Source organism: Exiguobacterium sp. s16 (assembly GCF_018618115.1).
GTDB classification, from domain to species: Bacteria; Bacillota; Bacilli; order Exiguobacteriales; family Exiguobacteriaceae; genus Exiguobacterium; species Exiguobacterium mexicanum_A.
This window is the reverse complement of the sequence record NZ_JACSLM010000009.1, coordinates 26,618-51,394: the sequence shown is the minus strand read 5'-3', so window position 1 is coordinate 51,394 and position 24,777 is coordinate 26,618. Positions and strand designations below refer to the sequence as shown.

The following is a 24,777-nucleotide window of genomic DNA, read 5'->3' as shown; positions in this document are numbered from 1 at the left end:
GAGGTCAGTTTTTTTCGGTTACGTGCATATGGAACGCTGCGTCGTGCGGCAAGACGGCACCGTCTTCGGCCTCGAAGTGCGCGCGGTCTTTGACGTAGGCGACAATCGAGATTGTGTCGCGGTGAAGCGCCCGTTTAAACGCTTGCTCGGCCGTGACCGGTGTCCCGTCGTCATTTTTCAACTCGAGACCCATCAGCTTATAGCCGAGCGTCTGTCCACTGCGGCGCATCTGACATGCCTCAAGCGCGTAGGAGACGAGCGTCGGGGTGATGACAGCATGGACGAACTCGCTTTTCACTTTCTTCCGAACGAGCTGTTCGACACCAAAACTGAGCAATCCGGCAATGACGCCATCAATCAAGACGGCTTGGGTACGTTTCTTCGTTAATGGGTTCATTGGCTCATCCTCTGCATCATACCTGACGTCAACACTTCGATGCCCTGTCCTTCTTCTGCGGCCATAATCAAGGCGCGGGCCACGTGGAGCGCTTGAATCGGCGCTGCATCCGGTAGTTTATCGAGCAACAACGGTTGGAGCGGACGGCTGACGACTTCGGCTGCTTTCTCGCCGAGACGGAACTCCTCGCGATCTCCGAGCAAGAGCGATGGCCGGGCGATAATCAAGTGCTCGAAGCCGAACACTTTGAGCCCATTCTCGAGCTCCCCTTTCACCCGGTTGTAGAAGAACGGTGACCGAAGTGACGCGCCTTGAGCCGATACGACGGCATAACGTGTCGCTCCGTGTTGTTTCGCGACCCGTGCCACTTCGAGCGGCAAGTCGAGATCGACGTGTTTGAATGCCTGACGCGAACCGGCGACAGCGATCGTCGTTCCGAGTGCGCAGTAGACGTCATCAATATGCGGCAACGCCTCGTCCATTCCTTCAAATCCGACGACCTCGTGCAGTTTCGGGTGACTCCAACGCTTCGAGCGACGGACGACAATCCAGACTTGATCATATCGTTCTTGTTCGAGCAACTGTTCGACGAGTTCGCGTCCAATCAATCCGGTGGCGCCAACGACAAGTGCAGTTTTCCCCATGCTTGTTCCCCCTAGTTACGTAGTTCCTTTCAGTCTAGCTGACTTGCCGGTTCTCGGCAACGACCTCGGCCGGACGGAACCGGTCGACGAGTCGGAAGAACCCGTTCAACAATAAGGCGGTGAACGATCCGGCGACGATGGCGCTGTCCGTGAACAACTGCACCGCCTCAGGCATGTTCGCGACGATGGCCGGGTTGGCCGTGATACCGAGACCGACCCCGATCGACAAGGCGATTGTAATCAAGTTCTCGTTTTTCGCAAAATCGACTTGGCTCAAGATTCGAATCCCTGAAGCGGCGACCGTACCGAACATGACAAGCATCGCCCCACCGAGCACCGGTTTCGGGATCAATGTCGTGAACGTCGCGACTTTCGGCAAGAAGCCTAGCAAAATCAATAGTCCGCTCGTCCAGAAGATGACACGGCGCGATTTGACGCCTGACAATTGGACGAGGCCGACGTTTTGACTGAACGTCGTGTATGGGAAGCTGTTGAAAATCCCACCGAGAATCGTCGCCACACCTTCGGCCCGATACCCTTTCGTCAACTCGTTCGAGCCAATCGGCTTTTTCGTGATATCGCTCAATGCCAAGAAGACACCAGTCGATTCGATCATCGAGATGATGGCCACGAGCGTCATGACGAGGATGGCCGAGACGTCAAACGTCGGCATCCCGAAGTAGAACGGTTGTACCATTTGGAACCAGCCGGCCTCACGGACCGGGCTGAAGTCGACGAGACCGAGGAACGCGGCGACACCTGTGCCGATCAAGACCGCAAACAAGACCGCGGCCGCCCGTGTGAACACGGTACCGATTCGGTTCAAGACGAGAATCAAACCGATGGTCAAGCCACCGAGCGCCAAATTTTGCATCGAAGCGAAGCCAGGCTCACCTGGCGTCCCACCGCCGATATCATTGACAGCGACTGGGATGAGCGAGAGACCGATAATCGTCACGACCGAGCCGAGCACGACCGGCGGGAAGAAGCGAGCCAGTTTCCCGACAAAGCCTGAAATTAAGATGACAATGATTCCGCTCGCGATGAGTGCCCCATAGATGGCGGTGATGCCGCTCGAACTACCGATGGCAATCATCGGACCGACCGCGGTGAACGTACAACCGAGTACGACTGGCAGACCGACACCGGTGAAACGAGTCGTCCAGACTTGTAACAGCGTCGCGACACCACACATGAACAAATCGATTGCGACGAGATACGCGAGTTCCGTCGGACCGAGTCCGATGGCGCCACCGACGATGAGCGGGACAATGGCCGCGCCCGTGTACATGGCAAGTAAGTGTTGGAAACCAAGGCTGGCTGTTTTAAACGTATTCATCGGACCACCTCCACGAAGGAAATCTCACCCGCTTCAAGCTTTGCGATCCGGGCGAGTGACTCAACTTGATAGCCTCGTTCGAGCAACTTGTCCCGTCCCGGTTGGAACGACTTCTCGATGACGATGCCGACACCGGCGACGACCGCCCCGGCGGATTCGACGAGCTGCGTCAAACCGAGAGCGGCTTCCCCGTTGGCGAGGAAGTCATCGATGACGAGCACGCGCTCCCCGGGTTGGACGAAGCGTCGGCTCAAACTGATGCGGTTCGTCTCTTGTTTCGTGAACGAATAGACGTCCGCTTCAACGAGATCGTCTTGGAGCGTGAGTGATTTACGTTTACGTGCGAAAACGAACGGGATGTTCATCTCAAGCGCCGTCATCATGGCCGGAGCGATTCCACTCGATTCCAATGTGACGATGCGGTCAATTCCCGCGTCACGGAACCGGTCTGCGAACTCGCGTCCGATGGCTTGCATTAAGACAGGATCGACTTGATGGTTCAAGAAGGCATCGACTTTCAATACGTGTTCGGACAACGCTTGTCCTTCATCTCTGATTTTGTCTTCTAATTGCTTCATTGTTTTCCCTCCAATAAAAAAATGCGATTCGTCACCCCAACCCGGGGACGACGAACCGCATGGAAACAAAACGAATGCACACGACAAGCGTCACCCGTAGTCGAACCATTTACGGTGGTTCGGTAGAGACTTGCGGGCCATATTCCCGCTGATATACGAGTGCGAATCTTTTATTTATATAAGATAGGACTTATTCTAGACGATATTTAATAAATTGCAACCCGTTTTGGAAAAGACGGCTAAAAGTTCGATTTTTCTGAAACTGCTGTATACTAAAGATACTGGAAAAACGAGAGGAGCCACATCCATTATGAAGCTATTCGTTTTAGGTGCCACAGGCCGGACCGGTCATCAGTTTGTCGACCAGGCCATCGAGCATGGCCACCATGTGACCGCCTTCGTGCGGGAACAGAAAAAATTGATTCCGACCCCGCAACTTGAAATCATCGAAGGCGACGTCACAGACAGCGCCGCTTTGACAGACGCCCTCGCTGGTCATGACGCCGTCATCAGCTGTCTCGGGACCGACTTGAGCGATTCGGACTTCTTGGCCCACGTCACCGACGCACTCGTCCCGGCGCTGAAAGCAAATGACGTCACTCGGGTCGTCTACCTCGCCTCGGCTGGAATCGATAAAGAGATTCCGGGCCTTGCTGGTACGGTCGTGACGTTCATGCTTCGGAAGCCGCTCCGTGATCACCGGGCCGCGGTCGATTTGTGGCGCAACTCGTCGTTCGATTACACGATCGTACGGCCGATGCAACTGACGGACGGTCCCCGGACCTCGGTGTATCGAACGTCCGTCGACAGCATTCCAGACAACGGAAAACAGATTTCACGGGCCGATGTCGCCCAGTTCATGCTGAACGCCGTTGAAGAACAACACTTCGTCCGCCAATCAGTCGGGCTGGCGTACTAATTTTTTTGAATCCATGCTACAATATCGGATAGTCAACTTTGAAGGGAACGAATAAGAAATATGAGTATATTAACAGTACAAAACTTGAGCCACGGTTTCGGTGACCGCGCCATTTTGAACGACGTGTCTTTCCGTCTATTGAAAGGCGAACACATCGGCCTCATCGGAGCGAACGGTGAAGGAAAATCAACGTTCATGAACATCATTACGCGCAAACTCCAACCGGACGAAGGCAAAATCGAATGGGCGAAAAACGTCCGTGTCGGTTACCTCGACCAGCACGCTGTCCTCGAGCGTGGGATGACGATTCGGGACGTGTTGAAGAGCGCATTCCAATACTTGATTGACACCGAAACACGAATCGGTGAGCTCTACATGGAAATGGGCGATGCGACGCCTGAACAGATGGACGACATGCTCGCCGAAGTCGGCGAACTGCAGGAAATGCTCGATTCGAACGACTTTTATATCATCGACGCGAAAGTCGAAGAAGTCGCTCGCGGTCTCGGTATTTTAGATGTCGGACTCGACCGTGACGTCACGGACCTCTCAGGTGGTCAGCGGACGAAAGTATTGCTCGCGAAATTGCTTCTCGAGAAGCCGGACATCCTCCTCCTCGATGAGCCGACCAACTATTTGGACGAGGCCCACATCGAATGGTTGAAGCGTTATCTCCAAAACTACGACAACGCCTTCATCTTGATTTCGCACGATATCCCGTTCTTAAACAGCGTCATCAACTTGGTCTACCATATGGAGAACCAAGACTTGTCACGCTATGTCGGGGACTACGACAAGTTCATGGAAGTGTACGAGATGAAACGATCGCAGCTTGAATCGGCTTATAAACGCCAGCAGGCTGAAATCGCCGACTTGAAAGACTTCGTCGCCCGTAACAAGGCACGCGTCTCGACACGGAACATGGCGATGTCACGCCAGAAGAAGCTCGATAAGATGGATGTCATCGAACTGAGTGCGGAACGTCCGAAACCAGAGTTCCGGTTCTTGCAGGCACGTACGTCAGGCCGTCTCATCTTTGACGCCAAAAACCTCGTCATCGGTTATGACGAGCCGCTCTCACGCCCGCTCGACCTCCAAATGGAGCGCGGTCAGAAGATTGCCCTCGTCGGTGCGAACGGGATCGGGAAGACGACGCTGTTGAAGAGCCTTCTTGGCATGATCAACCCGCTTGAAGGAACCGTCGAACGCGGTGAGTTCTTGGAGATCGGGTACTTCGAACAAGAAGCGGCCGTCAGCAACAACACGTGTATCGAAGAGATTTGGAGCGAGTTCCCATCACTCAACCAGCAACAAGTCCGCGCCATGCTCGCGAAATGTGGTCTCATGACGAAGCATATCGAGAGTAAAATCTCGGTCCTCAGTGGTGGAGAGAAGGCGAAGGTTCGTCTCTGTAAGCTCCAAAACAACGAATCGAACTTGCTCCTCCTCGATGAGCCGACGAACCACTTGGACGTCGACGCGAAGGAAGAGTTGAAGCGCGCGTTGAAAGAATATAAAGGCAGTATCCTACTCATCAGTCACGAACCGGAGTTCTATCAAGACATCGTCACCGACGTCTGGAACTGCGAATCGTGGACGACGAAAGTATTCTAATCCGTGTAGAGGAAGTGGCGTATGGCTGGCCCGATTCAAGTTAATGAACGCATCGTTCTGTATGACATCATTCGAGGTTTTGCCCTGTGCGGCATCTTCCTCGTCAATATCCCCACGATGCTCGGGAGCGACTGGATTTTCGGTCGCACCGATTATGCGGGGAGCGATTTACTCGTCCGGACGCTATTCGATTTGTTCGTCCAGACGAAGTTTTATACCATCTTCTCGCTCTTGTTCGGGATCGGCTTCTCGATTTTCCTCGAGCGTTCGTATGCGCGCGGGGACTCGGTCAGCCGTTATATCCGCCGTATCGCCATCTTGTTCCTATTCGGACTCGCTCACCTGGCCATTTGGTCGGGTGACATCTTACATACGTATGCGATGTGGGGCTTGTTGCTCCCACTGTTTTATGGATTGAGTAATCGGGCGATTTTGACATGGGCATGGAGCTTATTAATCGGGAGTTTTTTACTATTCTATGTCTCGTCCATCTATTTAGAATGGGCTTTAGGATTTATGTCTATTGGCGGACCGTTCCCGGCCGTCTTTAATTCCGGATTCGGTCCGTGGTTCGACTACCGCTTGGACAATGAGATTTTTGACATGTTCCAAAACTCATTTTTCGTCGGGATTGAAATTCTAAGCCTGTTCTTGTTCGGTCTGTATATTGGACGCGAACGGAAACTCCTCACGTGGAGTATCCGAGGCTTGACCCGGACGGCCATCATCTGTACGGTAGCGGCCCTACCGTTCTTCGCAGTCATTGTTTGGCATCATTACGGTGGCGGTGCAGCCTATACCGCGACGAATTCTGCGGCCGTCATCGTCTCTGGGAAACTGCTCGCGACGACGTACGTCTGTCTCTTTACGATTGCCGTCCGTAACGGGCGCGCATTCCGTCCGCTTCAGGCGCTCGGCCGTATGGCGCTGACGAACTATTTGACGCACACGCTCGTCGTCGTCCTGCCGGTCATCGCCCTCGGCTACTACGGTCGTCTGTCGTTGACGGAAGGATTGTTCTTAAGTATCGCGATTTTGATTGCCCAAGCGTTCTTCTCGATGTGGTGGCTCAAATCGCATCGATACGGCCCATTCGAGAAATTATGGCGTATTGGTACGTATGGACGACAAAAACAATCATCTTAACCGCAAAAAAAGGCTCGAAGCGTCTGCTTCGGGCCTTTCTCGTTTCTTAGTTAGTGGCTGCTGCTGTCAACACAGGCACGATTTGTTTTTTACGTGAGACGACACCAGGGAGTGTCGCAAGACCATCGACCAATTTGACGTTGAACGCCTGCTCGAATAGATCCGTCTTCTTACCGACAACGAGTGCCTCCGAATCGTTCGTCAAAATGTTCGTGATGGCGAAGACGAATAAATCGAGTTCTTTGTCTAACATCTTCACGGCCATTGCCGCTTCGACTTCAGCTTTACGGCTCAGCACATCGTTCGCGTCGACCGTGTTCACTTGAGCGATCTCAATGCGGTAGTCACCCATCGCAAACTCTTTCGCGTCGAGCGAGATGAGTTCTGGGATCGTCTTTTGGCTAAGGTCAGCTCCAGCTTTCAACATCTCAAGACCGTATGTCTCGATGTCTGTACCTGAGATAGCTGCGAGTTCTTTTGCCGCTTTGATGTCCTCGTCCGTGCAAGTCGGTGACTTGAACAAGAGCGAGTCCGAGATGATCGCCGATAGCATCAATCCTGCCATGTCAGGCGCGATTTCGACACCGTGCTCTTTATAGAGTTTGAGCAAAATCGTCGCCGTACAACCGACCGGCTCCGCACGATAGTAGAGGGCATCCGCTGTTTGGAAGTTGGCGATGCGGTGATGGTCGACGACTTCAAGAATGCGCACGTCTGCGATGTCTTCCGCGCTTTGCTGGAACTCATTATGGTCGACCAGGATGACCGAGTTCGCTTCGTCTGACACGCGTTCTACGAGGCGTGGTGCCTTGACGCGGAAGTGGTCGAGCGCATATTGCGTCTCCCCGTTCACTTCACCGAGACGGACCGCCTCAGCGTCCATGCCTAACTTTTTCTTCAGCTCCGCGTAAGCGAGCGCCGAGCAAATCGTATCCGTGTCTGGATTTTTATGTCCGAAAACTAGTACTGTACTCATGATGCATTCTCCTCACTATGATAGTTTTCCCTTATCCATTATACCGTCTATCCTCATTCTTTCAATTCCCAAACAAAAAGAGCCACCAGGGGCTCTTTACGCTTGTTCGTCTTCGTCCGTCTCTTCAAGGTCCGAATGATCCCCTTTTGAATCTTCTTCGTGCGAAATATCCGGTTGGTCTCGTTTCAACTTCTCTTGTTCTTCTTGTTCACGCTTTTTATCTTGTTCTGACATCTGTCTCATCCTTTCGGTTTTGTCATGTCGTAGACTGTTCCCCGAGCTGGATGGCTTCAAACGGATGTCGCATTTCTGTTAACAAACTGTGATGTCACGCTTGAACGAACACGACCTCGTCGCCTCGAATCTCGACGTTGACGTCTTGTCCTTGGAACAACCACTCATCCTGTTCAGCCACGACGAAGCGAATCCCATCCGCTTCCGTTTCGACTACAGCGTTGTCGATGTCTTCTGTGATGACTCCCACTGAGAAGCCGTGCGTCAAATCGGTCGAACCCCCATATTTGGCGAAAAGGCGCACCGTCTGGCCTGCCTCGACTTCCATCTCATCTTTAAAAAATTGGAGTGCTTCTTCTGTCACGTTAATCTTCATTCGTCATCCTCCTCTCGACTTCTGTCTCCATTCTAATCGTTTCAGAAAAACCGAGCGAGGAAGTTGCTTAGAGCGTCGTCCCCGGCAAATATGTGACCGTTAAACTGTTTGCGACCGAAGCTCCGCCATTCATCTCCTCGAACGTCACATCGAACAACGCCCGTCCGATGGCTTCATTTGGCGAGTGCATCGTCGACAGGCCGAACGCCTGACCAATCGGATGACCATCGAAGCCCAGGATGGCGACTTCATCCGGGATGCTGACACCACGACGGCGTAATTCTCCTAAAAAACCGAGCGCCACATAATCCGACGAGAAAAAGAGCGCTCGAGGACGCTCTTTTTGACGCAGAAACGCATCGGCCAGTCCGATCCCGTCCTCGCTCGTCAAGTAACCGGTCCAAACCCATCGCTCACGCGCAAGTTCGACTTCATCGAAGTACGCCTGCTGACGCGCGATCGAGCTTGGACTGTCTTGTCTTGACAACACGATGCCGATTTCGGCATATCCCGCTTGCGCCAACACGCGCAAACCGGCGACGAACGCGGTGTAATGATCGACGTGGACCGAAGAAATCGTCTGCGGCGCCCCGACGGTCGCGACCGAGATTGGACCAAATTGTCGATACGTTTCCATCTCATCGAATGACATCGTATGGGATAACAGGATCGCCCCATCGACTTCACGGTGCTTCAATAGATCAAGCGCTTGCCGTTCTTGGTCGAGTTGATACTCTGTCTGCCACATGACGAGTCGATAATCTCTTTGGAGGGCAGCTTTCGCGAGCCCGTTGACGAACAGTCCATAATACGGATGATCCAAATACGGCAACACGACGACGAAACGCTGCGTGCGACCGGTCGATAACGTCAGCGCCTGCTGATTCCGTAAATAGCCAAGCTCGGCCATCGCCCGTCGCACCCGCTCCCGCTTCTCTTTCGACACATACGGGTGCTCATTGAGCACGCGCGACACCGTCGTCACGGAGACGTCCGCATATTTCGCGATATCTCGGATGTTCGCCATTCCGCTTCACCTCAATCTGTCAGTCTTTGCATATAGTGTACCCAGTCTGACTCCTGACTGTCACCTTTCGCAATCACTTGCTTTCGGATGGCTTGCACGAGGCGGAACCGTTCTTCGACAGGTAGATGAAGAAACTCGTCTTGAAAACGGGCGCACAACATTCTTCCGAGCGGCGTATACAACTGATTGATGACGAGTTCGTAGACGATTCCACTACACCATGTTTTCCACGTTGTCGGATTCATGAGCTTTCCCTCCTTTGACTTAACCGTACAGTCTGAAACGCGTTTCAGAGCAAGTACTATTTTTATTTCGCCTATTTCCGAACATTCAGCGCTTACATGAGGATATTTAAAGTTTTTTCACTCAAAATCATTGACGACAGCCAGCTCATTTTGTATAGTCATCAAGTTGATAACGTTAGTTCGACGATTGTCGGACATTATTGTTCGGAAATTACTAATTATAGGGAGTCCTACTCATGAACTTATTTCAATTAAAACAACATGGAACGAACGTTAAACAAGAAGTGATGGCAGGCATCACAACGTTCGTGACGATGGCTTACATCTCTGTCGTCAACCCAGCGATTCTGTCAGATGCCGGCATCCCGTTCGCCCAAGCGTTCACGGCGACCATCATCGCCATCTTGATCGGTACCGGATTGATGGCTTTCTACGCCAACCTTCCGATTGCCGTCGCACCAGGGATGGGACTGAATGCGTTCTTCGCGTATACGCTCGTCGCCCAGCAACAGATCACGCCGTCCGCTGCGCTCGGCGTCGTCTTCGTCTCATCGGTCTTCTTCTTGATTTTGTCGCTGTCACCGATTCGGACGAAACTGATTCAAGCCATCCCGGCGTCACTCAAGCATGCCATCACGACCGGTATCGGGTTGTTCATCGCCTCGCTCGGATTGAAGTTGTCAGGTCTCATCGTTGCGGATGAGGCGAACCTCATCCGTCTCGGGGACTTGTCATCACCGAGTGTCTTGCTCGTCCTCGGCGGTTTGATCGTCTCGGCCCTCTTGTTCTCACGGAACGTGCCGGGCTCACTCCTCATCGGGATGGTGCTCACAGGCATCGCGGCCACCTTCATGGGTCTCTTGAAGATTGAAGGCGTGACGGCGATGCCGACATTGCCGGAAGGACTGATGGTCAATCCGCTCACGGCGTTCTCGGACGTCATCCAATACGGTTTGTTCGGTGCCGTCTTGTCGTTCTTCCTCGTCACGTTGTTCGATACGACCGGAACACTCGTCGGAGTCGGAAAACAGGCCAACCTGTTGAAAGAAGATGGGACGATCGAAAACGGGCACCGCGCCTTGTTCGCCGATTCACTCGCGACGATGGGCGGCTCGCTCGTCGGGACGAGCCCGTCGACGGCTTATATCGAGTCGGCCGCTGGTGTCGCCCAAGGCGGACGGACCGGTCTTACGACCGCGGTCGTGGCCGGTTTGTTCGGACTGACATTGTTCTTCAGCCCGCTCATCGGTGCCATCTCTGGCGTTGCCGCCATCACGGCACCGGCCCTCATCATCGTCGGTGCGCTCATGTTGACGAACGTCCGTTACATCGACTGGACAGACTTCAGCGAATACTTCCCGGCGTTCATGACGATTCTCATCATGCCGCTCTCAGGCAGTATCGAACGCGGGATCGCCTTCGGTTTCATCCTCTATCCGATCTTTAAAGCGATGAACAAAGAAACGGTCCACCCGCTCATCTACTTGTTCGGCGCGCTATTCATCCTGGAAATGTTTTTCTTATAAGTTAGATTCGAGCCCTCGTCGACCGACGAGGGTTTTTCTGTTATCGGGCAGGGTAATGCTGTTTTATAGCAGTCATCTTCTGAATATTGATTCATTATCATTTAGTTCTCAATTAGACAGGATTTGACAATTTTTTGTGAGAATCGTTCCATTTTTCTGTTTTGGCCTCGTTTGTTATGGAATAATAACTGTGAAACCGTTTTCGATTTTGACTAAGAACAGGAAAGAAGGAATGGACATGCCTAACGTGGCGCTGTTCGTCACTTGTCTCTCCGATACGTTGTTCCCATCGGTAGGACAAGCGACGGTCGAACTATTAGAACATCTAGGTTGTGACGTCAGTTTCCCATTTGAACAAACGTGTTGCGGGCAGCCCGCTTACAACAGTGGCTACCATGAAGAGACGAAAAAGATTGCGAAACATATGATTGAGACGTTCGAGAAGGCGGATGCTGAGTATATCGTCGGTCCGTCTGGATCTTGTGTCATGATGATGCGCGACTATCCACATTTATTTAAAGACGATCCCGCTTGGAAGGCGCGGGCTGAGGCTCATGCGGCGAAGACGTTCGAGTTGACGCAGTTCATCGTTGACGTGCTTGAAGTGACGGACGTCGGGGCCAAATTCCCAGCCAAGGCAACGTATCATGCGTCTTGTCATATGACGCGCCTCCTCGGCATCGAGGCGGCACCGGGCCAGCTACTTAAAAATGTCGACGGATTGACGATGCTCCCGCTCGACAATGTCCACAACTGTTGTGGCTTCGGGGGGACGTTCTCCGTCAAAATGCCAGACGTCTCGGTGCAGATGGTCGATGAGAAAGTCGAGTCGATCTTGAACTCGGGAGCCGAAGTGTTGATTGGGGCTGACGCTTCATGTCTGATGAACATCGGGGGACGTTTGCATAAACAAGGCCATCCGATCAAAGTGATGCATATCGCGGAAGTGTTGAACGAAGGGGTGAAACAAGCATGAGTATGGGGATTCGGTTAGATGAGAAGTTTCAGGACCGACGCAAAGATGGAATCGACAATCCGTTCATGCGTCAGGCTGTCAGTTCGGCGCAAAACCGTCTGCGTGACGGTCGTTTAAACGCGGCAGGTGAACTCGGGGATTGGGAAGCGTTCCGGGACCATTCGGAAGAGATTCGCCAACACGTGCTCGAACATCTCGACTATTACTTATATCAATTGAGCGAGAACATCTCGAAACGAGGCGGCAACGTCTTCTTCGCTGAGACGCCGGAAGAAGCGAACCGTTATATCCGGGAAGTTGTACGCGCCAAAAACGCCAAACATGTCGTCAAATCGAAGTCGATGGTGACAGAAGAAATCGGGCTGAACGAGGCGCTCCATGAGGAAGGATGCACGGTCGTCGAGTCCGACCTCGGGGAATGGATCCTTCAACTCGATAATGATCCGCCGTCGCATATCGTTGCCCCGGCCCTTCATAAAGACCGGAACGCTGTCCATGAGACGTTCACGGCCCACGGCTACGAAGGGACGAACGACCCGACTGAGCTCGGGCGCTATGCACGCCGTGAGTTACGAAAAGACTTTTTGAAAGCGGAGGTCGGCATCACCGGTTGTAACTTCGCCATCGCCGAGAGCGGTGCCGTCGGGCTCGTCACGAACGAAGGGAACGGCCGCATGGTGACGTCGCTTCCGAACACTGTCATTTCCGTCATGGGGATGGAACGAATCGTCCCGTCGTACGAGGAGTTCGAAGTACTCGTCAACATGTTGTGTCGGAGCGCCGTCGGTCAACGACTCACCTCGTACATCACGACGTTCGCTGGCACGCGCGATCACGGCGAAGTCGATGGACCAGAGGAGTTCCATCTCGTCATCGTCGACAACAAACGTTCCGGCATCCTCGGCACACAGTTCCAATCTGTGCTCCAATGCATCCGTTGTGCGGCCTGTATCAACGTCTGTCCCGTGTACCGCCACATCGGTGGTCATGCCTACGGCTCGATTTATCCAGGTCCGATCGGCGCCGTGCTCGCTCCGCTCCTCGACGGCTACGAGAATTATAAAGAGTTGCCGTATGCCTCGAGTCTATGCGGTGCCTGTACGGAAGCCTGCCCGGTCAAGATTCCGCTCCACGAGCTATTGATCGAACATCGCCGTGTCATCGTCGAAGAGAAAAAACAGTCACCGTTCGTCGAGCGCATCGCCATGAAAGGCTTCGCGGTCACGTCTTCGAGCCCGTTCTTGTTCGAAGCGGCCGAACACATCGCACCGTTCGCATCGTCCCCATTCACGAAAGCGGGACAAATTGAGAAAGGCTTGCCGGCCTGGACAGATTCGAAAGACTTGCCGCAACCCGCCAAGCAGACGGTACGGGATTGGTTCAAGAAACGGGGGAATGTAGAATGAATCCAGGAACGATCACCAATCGCGAAGATTTTCTAAAACGAATCGCCGGACAACTCGGACGTGACGTCGACTTGACGCCGCCGAAACGCGTGTATAAACACCGCCCGCAAGACGAGGTGCTGAAAGACGCCTCTGACGAGGAACTGCTCGAGACGTTCCGGATGGTCGCGACACGCATCCATACTGACGTCGTCGAATGCGAGTCGGCTAACCTCGATGATACACTCCGTCTCTTGATTGAACGGTATGACGGGCAGAGCATCATCGCCGAACGTGACGACCGAATCCAGGCATGGGCGCCCCAGACGAGCGAATCGTTCGACTGGTGGGATGCGGAGCGGCCAGAAGACAGCCGTGCCCTCGCCGTGAAGGCCGATATCGGTATCACGATTGCCGACCAGGCCCTCGCCGAGAGTGCGACGATCGTCCAGTACGCGGCTCCAGGGAAGTCACGCACAATCAGCTTATTGCCGCGCGACCATATTGCCATCATCCCGAAATCGGTGCTCGTGCCGCGGATGACACAGGCAGCCAAAAAATTAGCCGAACTTGACCGGACCGGTGACCTCGCCTCGCCGAACGGTGTCAACTTCATCTCCGGCCCATCGAACTCGGCCGATATCGAGATGAATTTGATTGTCGGCGTCCACGGACCTGTCCGTGTCGCCTACTTGCTCGTCCATGACTTATAAAGGAAAAAGACTCGCCGCGTGATGAAGCCATTCACGTAGCGAGTTTTTTTGTGTTCAGTTTATTCGACCGTGATACTCCCGTTTGAGCTCGTCAGTTTGACTTCAACCGCTCCGTCCCCGAACGTCCGCTCGTTCGCCCGATCCCCGAACAGCTCAACTTTGCCGTTTCTCGTCTTGGCCCGAATGACGGCATCACGCGGATCTTGCTTCAGACGCATATCGATGCGGCCATTGTTCGTCTTCAGACGGATTGGATGCTCGATCACATCAATCACACAGTCGATGCGGCCGTTCGAGGTTTTCCCCTCAATCGCTCCTGTCACGTCGTTAATATCGAGGCGACCGTTCGACGATTGGATTTCGAGGCGGTCCACGTTCGAGGCGCCCACTTCCACACTCCCGTTCGATGATTGCGCGTCAAGGATCTGTCCTGTTATCGACGTCAAACTGACTTTTCCGTTCGAGGAGCGGAATGAGGCACGCTCGGCGCGAACTGTGTGGGCCGTGATGCTCCCATTCTCACTCTCGACGTCGACCGACGTGGCGTCAACATTGCTCATATCGCACGAGCCGAGACGGTTTTTGATCATGACCTTCTCATACGCATGGCGCGGCAGCTCGACGTGTAACACCGGTGCTTTCGTGACGATCCAGGAGAATAGGTTCGACAGACCGAAACGACGTTCTGACTCAATTCGGATTTCGAGCGTGTCTCCAACGATATCCATCGTCACCCCGTGGTCCCGTTCCGTCTCGAGCGTCGCGTAGGCAAAGCCGTCATCAGACGGGACGACTTTGACGTGTGCTTGCAGGACATTGATCGAGACGTTGCGGAACGCAACGTTCGGACTTTTCACAATAGCCGGTTCCTTTCGCTCTGCAGTGAGTGGCTCGACCGTGCCGAGCAACTCGCTCGCGAGTGCGCTTGGCGTCCCGAGCTCCTCGACCATTGCCGCATCACTTTTCCCGTCGAGTCGTCCGCTCGCAAAGTACTCCGACACATCCCGTAAAATATCAACCCGATCGATGACGCTCATCCCCATCAACAAACGTTCGAGTTCCAATAAATACTGTTCTTCTGTCATTTGTCCGTTCCCCCTTCGATCAATTCGTTGACGCCGGTCGTGAACGTCTCCCATTCCGCGCGTAGTTCCGCCAAATGAGCTTTCCCCTGCTCCGTGATGGCGTAGTACTTTCGCGGTGGTCCTTCTGCCGATTCTTTTAAATACGTCGTGAAGTACCCGTCTGACGTGAGCCGCCTTAGGAGCGGGTAGACGGCACCTTCTGAGATGGCGACTTTTGCCGAAATGGCTTGCACGAGCTCATAACCGTAACGATCATGCGTCTCGACAAGTGCGAGCACGCACAAGTTGAGCACGCCTTTCTTAAATTGAGGATTCATTCCCTCGCCTCCTCTACTATATATTAAACAATAGCTTATCGTTCACTATTATTCAATAGACAATAGTTAGATTTCCGCTTATTTCTTGATTGGTGGAAACAACTGGTTTAAATCTGTACAATGAAAGAACGACACTCGCAGGATATTTGTCACATCAGGAATGTACGCAGTTCCGGGAAGGACCGGTCTTTATGAAAGCATGGATTGACCAGCGGATCGGAAGACAGTTTTTATTCGTCTTCTATTTATTCATCGGACTGATCCTCCTGACCTCACTCGCCGTGTACATGTATACGGAAAACCGAATCGAACAGACGACATCATCGCTCGAGAACATTAGTGAACGTCGCACGAACGCGACCGAACTATTCGAAACGTGGCAGTCGATGCAATATGAAATGCGTGGCTATGTCATCCTCGGCGACGAGGCGATGCTCGCTCGCGTGAAAGAAAAACAAGACTTGATTGAGATTCAGACCGCATGGTTCGAGACGAACGCGGTCACGGAAAAAGAGAAGACGTATGCCAGCGACGCGCGGACGCTATTCTCGGCCTATCAACAACGCGTCATGCCGAGCCTAGAGCGATATGTCATCGCCAAACGCGAAGGGACGGTCACTGAACCGTTCTTGAAAATGCCGACGCTCGGTAAAGTGAATCCACAAGCGGAACCACCTGCCGATCGCAAATTCAAGATCAATTCGAAAAGTGCCGCTGACATGAGCGCGAGCATCGTCGATATGGAGACCGTATTCACGGAGTATCGCAACTCATTGAATGAAGAAGAGAATCTGCTACGGGAACAACTGGCCACACATACGAAGTGGGCCCAAGTGTTATGGCTCCTCTCTCTCTTAGCGGTCTTGCTCGTCCTCTTCATCGCCGCCCGTCCTTACGTCCAACGACTGACCGGTCAACTTCATGAGTTGATCATCAACAGTGAACGTTTGGCGGACGAACGGATCATCCCGATCCCGGCGGCTGTGTCGTCACGAAATGAGGTTGGACAATTGACGAACTCCTTCCGTCAAATGGCCTCTTCGCTCGCGACGCAACGCAATCAAGTCGAGGAAGAACGCGAGAAGACGGCGCGGCTCCTTCACTCGATTCGTGATGCGGTCATTTATGTGGAGCATACGACGCATGAAAAATTCGCTAACCAGGCCCTCTTCATCATGTTCAATCAAGCCGCCACGAAACGAAACGAGATGGACTTGTATCGCTTGGACGCCGATCTAGAAGAACTCGGTCTTCAAGTCGATCAAAAAGATTCGTTCTTCTCATTTATGCGTCGCGCGTTTGATGGCGAGAGCATGGAAGAGAGCGTGACGTTCTCGATGAATCAAGAAGCCCGTTTCATCCAGATGTACGCGGAAAAGATTCACTTGCGTGGTACCCGGCACGGTACGATGCTCGTCTTCCGGGACGTGACACAAGAGACCGAGGTCGATCGGTTGAAGACAGAGCTCGTCTCGACCGTGTCGCACGAATTGCGTACACCGCTCACGAGCATCATCGGCTTCACCGAGCTGTTGCGTTATCGAACGATGCCTGCCGAACGCACCGACCAATACTTAGGAATGATCCACCAAGAGACATTGCGTCTCGAGGACTTGATTTCAAACTTATTGGACGTGCAACGGATGGAGTCCGGCAAACAGACGTACCATAGCCAACCGGAGAGCCTGCATGACATCTTGAAAGAGACGATTGCCGTCCACCAAGGCGCGAGCGAACATCATCAGCTCGCCCTCGAATGTGACACAAATCTCTATGTATATGGTGACCGGGATCGGCTCAGTCAGCTGTTCACGAACTTGCTCCACAATGCGATCAAGTACTCACCGGATGGCGGGAAAGTGGCCGTCTGCGTTGCAAATGATAAATCAGACGTCATCGAGATTTCCATTCAAGACACAGGCATCGGGATTCCGATGGCGGCATTGCCGAAACTGTTCGACAAGTTTTATCGCGTCGACAATTCGGCCAGTCGTAAAATCGGCGGCACGGGCCTCGGCCTCGCCATCTGTAAAGAGATTGCTGAAGGGCACGGCGGCTCGATTCGAGTCGATTCGAGCGTCGGCCATGGCTCGACGTTCACGATTATCTTGCCAAAGTATAGTATAGAAGACCAGATGAGCAGCTAACGAACAAGGGAGGACTCGCGTAAAGCGAGTCCTCCCTTTCGTCATTGTACTTTATTTTCAGGTCCGAAAGCCGGGTACAGCGATAGACCGCCATCCGCGAAAATCGTCGCGCCTGTGACGTACGACGACTCGTCAGAAGCAAGCCAGGCCGCCACGGCCGCAATCTGTTCAGGACGCCCGATCTCATGCGTCGGGATGAGTGCCTCAAGCCCTTTTTTCTCTTCTGGGTCTTGCATTGTCTCTTCGTTGATCGGTGTGTCGATCGCCCCCGGCGCGATGCCGTTGACACGGATCTTGTTCGGTGCGTACTCGAGCGCGACCGATTTCGTGAACATCTTGACGCCACCCTTACTCGCTGCGTAATGGGTATAACCAGGACGCGGAATCACTTCATGCACCGACGACATGTTGATGATGTTCCCTTGGATTTTGTGCTCCACAAAATATTTGAGAGCGGCCCGCACACCAAGGAACGTTCCAGTCAAGTTCGTGTCGATGATTTTCTTCCAGTTGTCGAGTTCCATCTCATGCGTTTTTGCTTCGACCTGCACCCCTGCATTATTGACGAAGATGTCCATCTTCCCGAACTCGGACACGGCCGTTTCAATCATCTTCTCGGCGAGTCCTTCTTCCGCGACGTCACCTTTCACCGCGACTGCCTTTCCGCCGGCCTCTTCAATTCCTTGAATCACTTTCTTCATCTCGTCTTCACTGCTGCGATAGTTCAGGACGACATGGACCCCTTCTTTTGCGTAACGCTCTGCAATCGCTCGACCGAGTCCTTTCGAACTGCCGGTGATGACTGCGACTTTGCCTTTCAGTTCTGGATAGTTAGCCATATCAATTCCTCCTTCATCTCTTCTCGATTTGTAGTTCCCTCATTCCCCTCTTCGTGAAACCTTTTAGGCTGTTTTTTGAATATTTGTGGCAAATCTACTATACTGAAACAAACTATTCGTTTTCAGGGATTCTCCTGAACGACATACAACTTACTCTAATGGAGGTGACTCCCCGATTTTTGGGGGAATTTTTGGACAGTCCCATGTTATTCAGCTTATTGATCGTCGCCCTGCTCATTTTCATGACCGCCTTTTTTGTGGCGGCTGAATTCTCGATTGTTAAAGTGCGCGGCGCCCGTCTTGACCAACTCGTGCTCGAGGGAAACAAACGGGCCTCTGTCGCCAAAAAGGTGATTGAAAACCTTGATGACTCGCTATCGGCTTCACAATTCGGTATCACGCTCGCCGCACTCGGTCTCGGTTGGATCGGTGCGGATCAAATCGAAGGGATGATTCAACCGCTTGTCGACCGCTTGAACGTATCGACATCGCTCGCTACCGTCCTATCCTTTTTGATTGCCTTCTTACTGATTGCCTTCTTGCACGTCGTCATCGGGGAACTGGTCCCGAAAACACTGGCCGTGCACGAAGCCGAGCGCTTGACACTGCTCGTCGCCCGACCGCTTTATTTCTTCACGAAATTATTGTATCCGTTCATCCACGTGCTAAACGGCACAGCCCGGCTGACACTTCGCTTGTTCGGCGTACAGACGACAGCACAGGAGACGGCGCACTCGGAAGAAGAACTCAAAATCATCATGACCGAGAGTTTCCGCAGTGGAGAAATTAACGAGAATGAGCTCGCCTACGTTCAAAATATCTTCTCTTTCGACGAACGTGTCGCCAAAGACGCGATGGTCCCACGGATGAACATGGTGACCATCGACGAAGAAGACTCGATTGAGACGATTATCGCTACCGTCCAAGAGCACCAATATACGCGCTACCCGGTCACCCGTGACGGTGACCGCGATGATGTGCTTGGCTTTATTAACGCCAAGCAGCTATTCACCGCTCAACTCGTCAAGAGCGACGCCCCGTTCGAATCGTTCATCCATCAACTCCCGCTCGTGACGGAGTTCACGCCGCTTCAAGAGGCGATGGTGAAAATGCAGAACGCACGGACGATGATGTGTCTCGTCATCGACGAGTATGGGGGTACGGCGGGACTTCTCACGATTGAAGATATCCTCGAGGAAATCGTTGGGGAGATTCGTGATGAATTCGACCGTGACGAGCAAGCTGAAATCACCGAAGTCACACCCGGGCATTATCGCCTGTCCGGTCTCGTCTTGACGCAAGAGATCGAAGAACGGTTCGGCATCGAAATCGAGGATGATGTCGATACGATCGGCGGCTTCGTCTTATCACAAAAAGCGAATGCACGTACTGGAGAACGCTTCGTCTTACCGGGCGAACATGAGCTGATTGTTCGTGAAATCGACAATCACCGTATCGTTTTCGTCGATTTGATTTTGGCTCATAAAGACGAGATTCAACCTGAACTCGACTGACCAATTAGACCGCCCTCCCCGAAAAATCGGGGAGGGCTTTTCGTAGGCGGTCCGAACTGTCGCTATATTTTCAGACCTTGTCGTGATATACTGCACATATGTTGCTTATTTGAGTGCGTGTCACTCATTGACACAACATCACCGAACAGTTCATGAATGTTCGGTCCAACAACTACAGAAAGAAGGTTACGCATGGAACGTAAACTATTTTTAATTGACGGAAACTCCATGCTGGCCAGTGCCTATTACGGTGCCGCCGCGAGCCGAACGAAAAAAGGACGCGAGGTATCTAAAAACGATCGGAGTGCCGTCATCGGTATGACCGGCCTCATCCGGACGATTCTACGTAGACATCGTCCGACTCATTTTGTCGTCGTGTGGGACGTCTCACGTGAAACATTATGGCGCCGCGAGCTTTATCCAGGCTATAAACGCCGTCGCCGCCAGACACCACCCGAGTTGAAAGCTCAAATGGAACTCATGCGCCAATTGCTTGAAGATAGCGGGATTCCGCAATATCAAGTCGAAGGCTATGAAGGAGAAGATTTGATCGCTCATATCGCTCGGAAGTTTAGCTGTAGCGCTCCTGTCGTCATCATGACGAAAGACAAGGACTTGCTTCAGCTCGTGAGCCCACGCATCACCGTTTGGCTTCAAACGCAAGAGTTGCAACAAATGCAGGCTCGTTGCGACATCAAAGACAATCGCCCGCTCCCGCTCAAGCGACATCTCGAGATTCGTCCTGAGGAGATTGCGGCGTTGTACGAAGGATTGAAGCCAAAACAGCTCTCAGCAGTCAAAGCATTGACAGGAGACCGTTCAGACGGGATCCCGCCTGTGGCCGGATTGGACGAAAGCCAATCGGTCCAGTTGATCAAACGCTTTGGTTCGCTTGATAAGCTCTATACGGCGCTAAGCGTCAAAGGCGACAAACGACAATTAATCAATGAAACGATCGCGGCACTGACGTCAGAAGAAGTGCCCCGTAACTTGAGACGCACACGTAAAAAGGCCGAGCGCAACATGGAGCTCGTCCGTCTCGATGTCACGGTGCCAGAACTCGAACACTTGAAACTCGCTCATCTTGAGCTCAGTATCAATTCAAAACGTGTCGAACAAGCGTATCAAAAACGCGGCATTCGCCTCTCGTTTGATTCGAGTCAAAAGAAGATTTCAGCACGCTAAAAAAGCGCGGACAATTAGTCCACGCTTTTTATATTTACCTTGATGCCATCATCGTCGGTGAGCGACCATTCCGGTGTCGTCCCGCCAAGCGCGCGGTTCGTCTCTGCGTCGACCAAAAGCGTCCACGCCTCCAGACCAGCCTCTTGTCCCATCGCCTGGCTCGGCCGGGCCCAGACGTTCGTCCCGATATGGTGATGATACCCGTCGGCCGCTAAAAATAAGGCGCCTGGATACGAATCGGTCGTCACCGTGAAACCGAGACGATCTTGATAGAATAATTTTGCCGCTTCTAGGGAACGTACTTTGAAGTGGACATGCCCCATCGTCGTCCCGTTCGGAAGGCCCGTGAACGGACGGTCGGCCGCCGCCTCGAGCATCGATTCATATTCAACTGGGTCCGTCGACATCTTCACATGACCGTTCGCTTCATATTCCCACTGCTCTCGGGGACGATCCGCGTAGAGCTCGATGCCGTTGCCTTCCGGGTCGCTCAAATAAAACGCCTCGCTGACCAAATGATCACCTTGACCGACTTCAATCCGTTGCTCAATCAAATGACGAAGAATCCGTCCGAGTTCGATACGGTCCGGCAATAAAATGGCCATATGGAACAAGCCGGCTGCTCGTGGATTCAGACGAACACCCTTCACTTCATGTAAGACGACGAGCGCCATTTCGTTCGTTCCGAGCGTGACGCGATGTTCTGACGTCTCGAGTACATCCATTCCGATGACGCGCTCATAATACGTTTTCATCGTTTCTAAATCATTGACGCGCAGCGTGACAGCGCCGAGTTGTATGTTTGTTAATTTCATAGTTAATCACCTCTGTCCTCAGTATACTCGCTAAGTAGGATCGACAGAAGACGGCACAAAAAGGTGGTATAGTTACCTAAAGGATACTTAGAGAGGAGTGAGGCAGATGCCACTGATTTCAAGCTGTGAGGTCGATACCGCACTCGAGATGATCACGGGAAAATGGAAACCATCGATTTTACTCGCACTCATCAACGAAGACACGTTGCGGTTCAGCGAATTGAAACGTTCCCTTCCGAACATCAGTCAAAAGATTTTGACGGCCCAGCTCCGCGATTTAGAAGAGCAGGACCTCATCATCCGGACCGTCTATCCGGAGGTGCCGCCTCGTGTCGACTATCGCTTGAGCGAGTATGGGAAAACGCTCATCCCGGTGCTCGAGACGATGAACGCTTGGGGCATTCAACACGCCGAACGCATGCGCAACAAATAAATTGTCCACATGTGGATAACCCATTTCCGTAACATCATCTATCACTTATCCACAGGAGGCTCACATGATTCGTTATCCACAGTTAACCGGTCATCACTTCGGTGTGACGGCCCCTTCATCGGGTGTTCCTGCTGAACTGCACAAGTTGCTCCACGAGGCCGAAGCCACATTCACTCGCCATGGCTTCACGCTCCAATTTGAACCATCGGTCTGGACGCAGGACAAAGCGAAATCGGCACCGGCAAAAGTCCGGGCCGATGAGTTGACGCGCTTGTTCCATGACGAGGCCATTGACCTGATTATTCCGCCATGGGGCGGCGTCTTATTGATCGAGCTATTAGACACCATCGACTGGGATGCGCTCCCGCCGAAATGGGTGCTCGGATATTCGGACGTCAGCTTATTTTTATTCGTATACACGCTCAAGACCGGCATCGCCTCGGCACACGGCACAAACCTTGTCGACCTGCGCGGCGAAGAATGGGACGCGACGAGCTCGCGTTGGCTCGACGTCGTATCGGCGAAAGAAGGCGAGACGGTCATCCAGCTCGCCTCGGAACAGTTCCAAAAAGAGTGGCAGCATGAGAACCCGAGCCCTCATGTGTATCACTTGACCGAGCCGACGGAATGGAAATCACTCGGCGGGACGGAAGCGACCGGACGACTGCTCGGCGGTTGTATCGACGTCCTGTTGCATACGATTGGTACACCGTACGGCGACGTCGCCACGTTCCAACAGACCCATTTGAACGGGGAACCGATTCTTTGGTATTTCGAGAACGCCGAGCTCGATGTACCGGCACTCAAACGGACCCTGCTTCAAATGAAGTGGGCCGGTTGGTTCGATCATACGTCTGGCATTCTGTTCGGGCGCAGTGCGGCCCAACAGCCCGTTCAAGGCTACACGGCAGAAGACGTGTATGCGGAACTGCAGGAACTGCTCGACGTTCCTGTCATCTACGACATCGACTGCGGACACGTCCCGCCGCAAATGACACTGATCAACGGTGCCCATGCCTCGATTCAAGTCGAGGACGGTAAAGGGACACTCATTCAAACGTTCAAGGGCTGACGCGTCAGCCCTTGATTTTTTGTAACAGCTCAGTCAAATGTGTCCGGTAAAATCCTTCTGGAAATTTTTGAACATCCTCTTGGATTGAAGGTACCAAATCCATGCCGCATCCATAGCTAGCTCCAATTAATACACCTTCAAAATAAACGGCTTGATCGATCAAGCTATGCTTCTTCCAGCCATCCATACCTTCCCACAAACGTTTGAAGGCTCTATTGCCATCTTCAATTTCCCCTTTCATCGCGTGGTATACTCCTTTGGACATCTCAATGGCGGCAATGAACGGGTAATCGCCAGCTAATAATCGTTCCATTTCTTCGATACGCTGTCCTAGCTGCTCGACATGACGATAATGGATGGCATAGAGCGCCTCTGACAACGCGAGTCTTATTTTCGCGACGTGATCATCGGTGAACTGAATGTATTGTCTCGCTTTCACAAAGGCTTCATTGATACGTTGTTCATCCTTCAAATACAGCGAACATAACGCAATTGTTCGATATATATCGTCCGCTCGATAGTACGTTCGTGTCTGATGCATATATTGAAGTGCGTCATCTAAATGATGAATAGCCCCTGCTAGATTTCCCTCGTACGTCAGTTCTTTCATGACGAGAAACATCGCATATTCAATCCGAGTTCGTGACGACATGTTTCGAACATCTAATAGTTCCAAGCGATCAAGCTGTTCACTCGCTTCCTCAAATTGATTCCATAAGATGTGATAATAGGCTTTTCCAACAAGCGCCATCGCCAATTCATCTTTCTCATCAAGCCGCTCAAATAACTTGATCGCCTTATCATAGTAGGCTAACAACTCACTGCGTTTATCGACATGTTTTAAGTTATCACCCATAATGACGTATGCCTTCCCTTGCCAAATCGAGTTCATTTCTGTCGTCAAGTACGGTGAAAGCGCCTGTTTGGTCGCTTCTTCACTCCACGGGCTAAGGGTCAAGTCGGCATATTCAATCTCTTCAACGAGTGCTTGAAGCTCAATCTCACGCGGATCGACGAGCAATGACTGTACCGACACGTCCAACCGTTTCGCGAGTTCACGAAGACTGCGCATCGACGCCTCCGCCTTTCCATTTTCAATCATACTGAGCATCGATTTTGTGATGATGCCTTCGGCCAGTTGACTTTGCGTCAATTTTTTTTCTTTTCGTAACGCTTTAATCCGTTGTCCAATCATAGGCCACCTCTTAAAAGTTAAATTTAATTGAACTTATTGTATACAAATCGGTTGTCATCGTTTACTATAAAGTTAAATCA

General features: G+C 52.5%; 26 protein-coding genes and 1 riboswitch. Of the genes, 12 read left to right on the top strand and 14 right to left on the bottom strand.

The features are described 5' to 3' along the window. Positions 1–4: 4 nt before the first annotated feature. Genes KNP86_RS13280 through KNP86_RS13265 form a run of 4 tightly spaced genes read right to left on the bottom strand, consistent with a single transcriptional unit; the run spans position 5 to position 2,958 of the window. Positions 5–397: an RDD family protein gene (locus KNP86_RS13280; RefSeq protein WP_034780735.1), complete on the bottom strand. Its 393-nt coding sequence runs from the start codon at positions 395–397 to the stop codon at positions 5–7. After that, on the bottom strand, positions 394–1,041 hold the full coding sequence (locus KNP86_RS13275) for an NAD(P)H-binding protein (protein ID WP_214754866.1): 648 nt from the start codon (positions 1,039–1,041) through the stop codon (positions 394–396). The genes KNP86_RS13280 and KNP86_RS13275 overlap by 4 nt, the downstream gene beginning before the upstream one ends. Before the next feature lie 34 nt (positions 1,042–1,075). Next, a complete protein-coding gene (locus KNP86_RS13270; protein WP_214754864.1) occupies positions 1,076–2,380 on the bottom strand; it encodes a nucleobase:cation symporter-2 family protein in 1,305 nt (434 codons plus the stop codon). Then, positions 2,377–2,958, bottom strand: a complete 582-nt coding sequence (locus KNP86_RS13265; RefSeq protein ID WP_021068085.1) for a xanthine phosphoribosyltransferase — start codon at positions 2,956–2,958, stop codon at positions 2,377–2,379. The genes KNP86_RS13270 and KNP86_RS13265 overlap by 4 nt, the downstream gene beginning before the upstream one ends. A 77-nt stretch (positions 2,959–3,035) precedes the next feature. After that, a riboswitch (purine riboswitch) is annotated at positions 3,036–3,137 on the bottom strand. Between the two features lie 131 nt (positions 3,138–3,268). Here KNP86_RS13265 and KNP86_RS13260 point away from each other — a divergent pair. From KNP86_RS13260 to KNP86_RS13250, 3 genes are read left to right on the top strand one after another with little or no spacing between them, the layout of a single operon-like run. Beyond that, a complete protein-coding gene (locus KNP86_RS13260; RefSeq protein WP_214754862.1) occupies positions 3,269–3,877 on the top strand; it encodes an NAD(P)-dependent oxidoreductase in 609 nt (202 codons plus the stop codon). A gap of 60 nt (positions 3,878–3,937) precedes the next feature. Further along, on the top strand, positions 3,938–5,491 hold the full coding sequence (locus KNP86_RS13255; protein WP_214710187.1) for an ABC-F family ATP-binding cassette domain-containing protein: 1,554 nt from the start codon (positions 3,938–3,940) through the stop codon (positions 5,489–5,491). Between the two features lie 21 nt (positions 5,492–5,512). After that, complete coding sequence (locus KNP86_RS13250) at positions 5,513–6,637, top strand: DUF418 domain-containing protein (protein ID WP_034780722.1); 1,125 nt, start codon at positions 5,513–5,515, stop codon at positions 6,635–6,637. Positions 6,638–6,683: 46 nt separating this feature from the next. On the opposite strand, the gene KNP86_RS13245 is transcribed toward KNP86_RS13250, so the two are convergent. The 5 genes from KNP86_RS13245 to KNP86_RS13225 all read right to left on the bottom strand — a co-directional run bounded on the left by KNP86_RS13245 (position 6,684) and on the right by KNP86_RS13225 (position 9,495). Beyond that, positions 6,684–7,613, bottom strand: coding sequence for a manganese-dependent inorganic pyrophosphatase (locus KNP86_RS13245; protein ID WP_034780718.1), 930 nt, complete (start codon positions 7,611–7,613; stop codon positions 6,684–6,686). A 96-nt stretch (positions 7,614–7,709) separates the two neighbouring features. Continuing rightward, on the bottom strand, positions 7,710–7,847 hold the full coding sequence (locus tag KNP86_RS13240) for a hypothetical protein (protein WP_021068076.1): 138 nt from the start codon (positions 7,845–7,847) through the stop codon (positions 7,710–7,712). Positions 7,848–7,941: 94 nt separating this feature from the next. Then, positions 7,942–8,223, bottom strand: a complete 282-nt coding sequence (locus tag KNP86_RS13235) for a HesB/YadR/YfhF family protein (RefSeq protein ID WP_034780715.1) — start codon at positions 8,221–8,223, stop codon at positions 7,942–7,944. Between the two features lie 67 nt (positions 8,224–8,290). Then, entirely contained in the window at positions 8,291–9,250 is a 960-nt protein-coding gene (locus KNP86_RS13230; protein ID WP_214754860.1) for a LacI family DNA-binding transcriptional regulator, read from the bottom strand. An 11-nt stretch (positions 9,251–9,261) separates the two neighbouring features. Continuing rightward, on the bottom strand, positions 9,262–9,495 hold the full coding sequence (locus tag KNP86_RS13225) for a hypothetical protein (RefSeq protein WP_034780710.1): 234 nt from the start codon (positions 9,493–9,495) through the stop codon (positions 9,262–9,264). Positions 9,496–9,731: 236 nt separating this feature from the next. On the opposite strand from KNP86_RS13225, the gene KNP86_RS13220 reads away from it, so the two are divergent. From KNP86_RS13220 to KNP86_RS13205, 4 genes are all read left to right on the top strand, one after another. Continuing rightward, a complete protein-coding gene (locus KNP86_RS13220) occupies positions 9,732–11,021 on the top strand; it encodes an NCS2 family permease (protein WP_214754858.1) in 1,290 nt (429 codons plus the stop codon). A gap of 238 nt (positions 11,022–11,259) precedes the next feature. After that, complete coding sequence (locus KNP86_RS13215) at positions 11,260–11,997, top strand: (Fe-S)-binding protein (RefSeq protein ID WP_214754910.1); 738 nt, start codon at positions 11,260–11,262, stop codon at positions 11,995–11,997. Positions 11,998–11,999: 2 nt separating this feature from the next. Then, positions 12,000–13,403: a LutB/LldF family L-lactate oxidation iron-sulfur protein gene (locus KNP86_RS13210; protein ID WP_483298412.1), complete on the top strand. Its 1,404-nt coding sequence runs from the start codon at positions 12,000–12,002 to the stop codon at positions 13,401–13,403. Continuing rightward, complete coding sequence (locus tag KNP86_RS13205) at positions 13,400–14,095, top strand: LutC/YkgG family protein (protein WP_138860096.1); 696 nt, start codon at positions 13,400–13,402, stop codon at positions 14,093–14,095. The genes KNP86_RS13210 and KNP86_RS13205 overlap by 4 nt, the downstream gene beginning before the upstream one ends. A gap of 59 nt (positions 14,096–14,154) precedes the next feature. On the opposite strand, the gene KNP86_RS13200 is transcribed toward KNP86_RS13205, so the two are convergent. Further along, positions 14,155–15,180 (bottom strand): DUF4097 family beta strand repeat-containing protein, encoded by a 1,026-nt coding sequence (locus KNP86_RS13200; RefSeq protein ID WP_034780701.1) that lies wholly within the window; start codon positions 15,178–15,180, stop codon positions 14,155–14,157. Beyond that, positions 15,177–15,497, bottom strand: coding sequence for a PadR family transcriptional regulator (locus tag KNP86_RS13195; protein WP_034780699.1), 321 nt, complete (start codon positions 15,495–15,497; stop codon positions 15,177–15,179). Before KNP86_RS13195 ends, KNP86_RS13200 begins: the two co-directional genes overlap by 4 nt. Before the next feature lie 191 nt (positions 15,498–15,688). On the opposite strand from KNP86_RS13195, the gene KNP86_RS13190 reads away from it, so the two are divergent. Next, positions 15,689–17,644 carry a HAMP domain-containing sensor histidine kinase gene (locus tag KNP86_RS13190; RefSeq protein ID WP_214754854.1) on the top strand — a complete coding sequence of 652 codons (1,956 nt, stop codon included), beginning with the start codon at positions 15,689–15,691 and terminating at the stop codon, positions 17,642–17,644. A gap of 41 nt (positions 17,645–17,685) precedes the next feature. Here the strand turns inward: KNP86_RS13190 and KNP86_RS13185 are convergent, their stop codons facing one another. After that, positions 17,686–18,483 carry a glucose 1-dehydrogenase gene (locus KNP86_RS13185; RefSeq protein ID WP_034780694.1) on the bottom strand — a complete coding sequence of 266 codons (798 nt, stop codon included), beginning with the start codon at positions 18,481–18,483 and terminating at the stop codon, positions 17,686–17,688. Positions 18,484–18,674: 191 nt separating this feature from the next. On the opposite strand from KNP86_RS13185, the gene KNP86_RS13180 reads away from it, so the two are divergent. Both KNP86_RS13180 and KNP86_RS13175 read left to right on the top strand, forming a co-directional pair. Continuing rightward, positions 18,675–19,997, top strand: coding sequence for a hemolysin family protein (locus KNP86_RS13180; protein ID WP_034780692.1), 1,323 nt, complete (start codon positions 18,675–18,677; stop codon positions 19,995–19,997). A 192-nt stretch (positions 19,998–20,189) separates the two neighbouring features. Then, complete coding sequence (locus KNP86_RS13175; RefSeq protein ID WP_034780689.1) at positions 20,190–21,182, top strand: 5'-3' exonuclease; 993 nt, start codon at positions 20,190–20,192, stop codon at positions 21,180–21,182. Between the two features lie 14 nt (positions 21,183–21,196). Here the strand turns inward: KNP86_RS13175 and KNP86_RS13170 are convergent, their stop codons facing one another. Then, positions 21,197–21,997, bottom strand: a complete 801-nt coding sequence (locus KNP86_RS13170) for a VOC family protein (protein WP_214754852.1) — start codon at positions 21,995–21,997, stop codon at positions 21,197–21,199. A 106-nt stretch (positions 21,998–22,103) separates the two neighbouring features. On the opposite strand from KNP86_RS13170, the gene KNP86_RS13165 reads away from it, so the two are divergent. Together KNP86_RS13165 and KNP86_RS13160 are read left to right on the top strand one after the other, a co-directional pair. Next, positions 22,104–22,430, top strand: a complete 327-nt coding sequence (locus KNP86_RS13165) for a winged helix-turn-helix transcriptional regulator (RefSeq protein ID WP_034780682.1) — start codon at positions 22,104–22,106, stop codon at positions 22,428–22,430. 64 nt (positions 22,431–22,494) lie between these two features. Beyond that, positions 22,495–23,502 carry a S66 family peptidase gene (locus KNP86_RS13160; RefSeq protein ID WP_214754850.1) on the top strand — a complete coding sequence of 336 codons (1,008 nt, stop codon included), beginning with the start codon at positions 22,495–22,497 and terminating at the stop codon, positions 23,500–23,502. A gap of 4 nt (positions 23,503–23,506) precedes the next feature. On the opposite strand, the gene KNP86_RS13155 is transcribed toward KNP86_RS13160, so the two are convergent. Beyond that, on the bottom strand, positions 23,507–24,697 hold the full coding sequence (locus KNP86_RS13155) for a helix-turn-helix domain-containing protein (RefSeq protein WP_214754849.1): 1,191 nt from the start codon (positions 24,695–24,697) through the stop codon (positions 23,507–23,509). Positions 24,698–24,777: the final 80 nt, after the last annotated feature.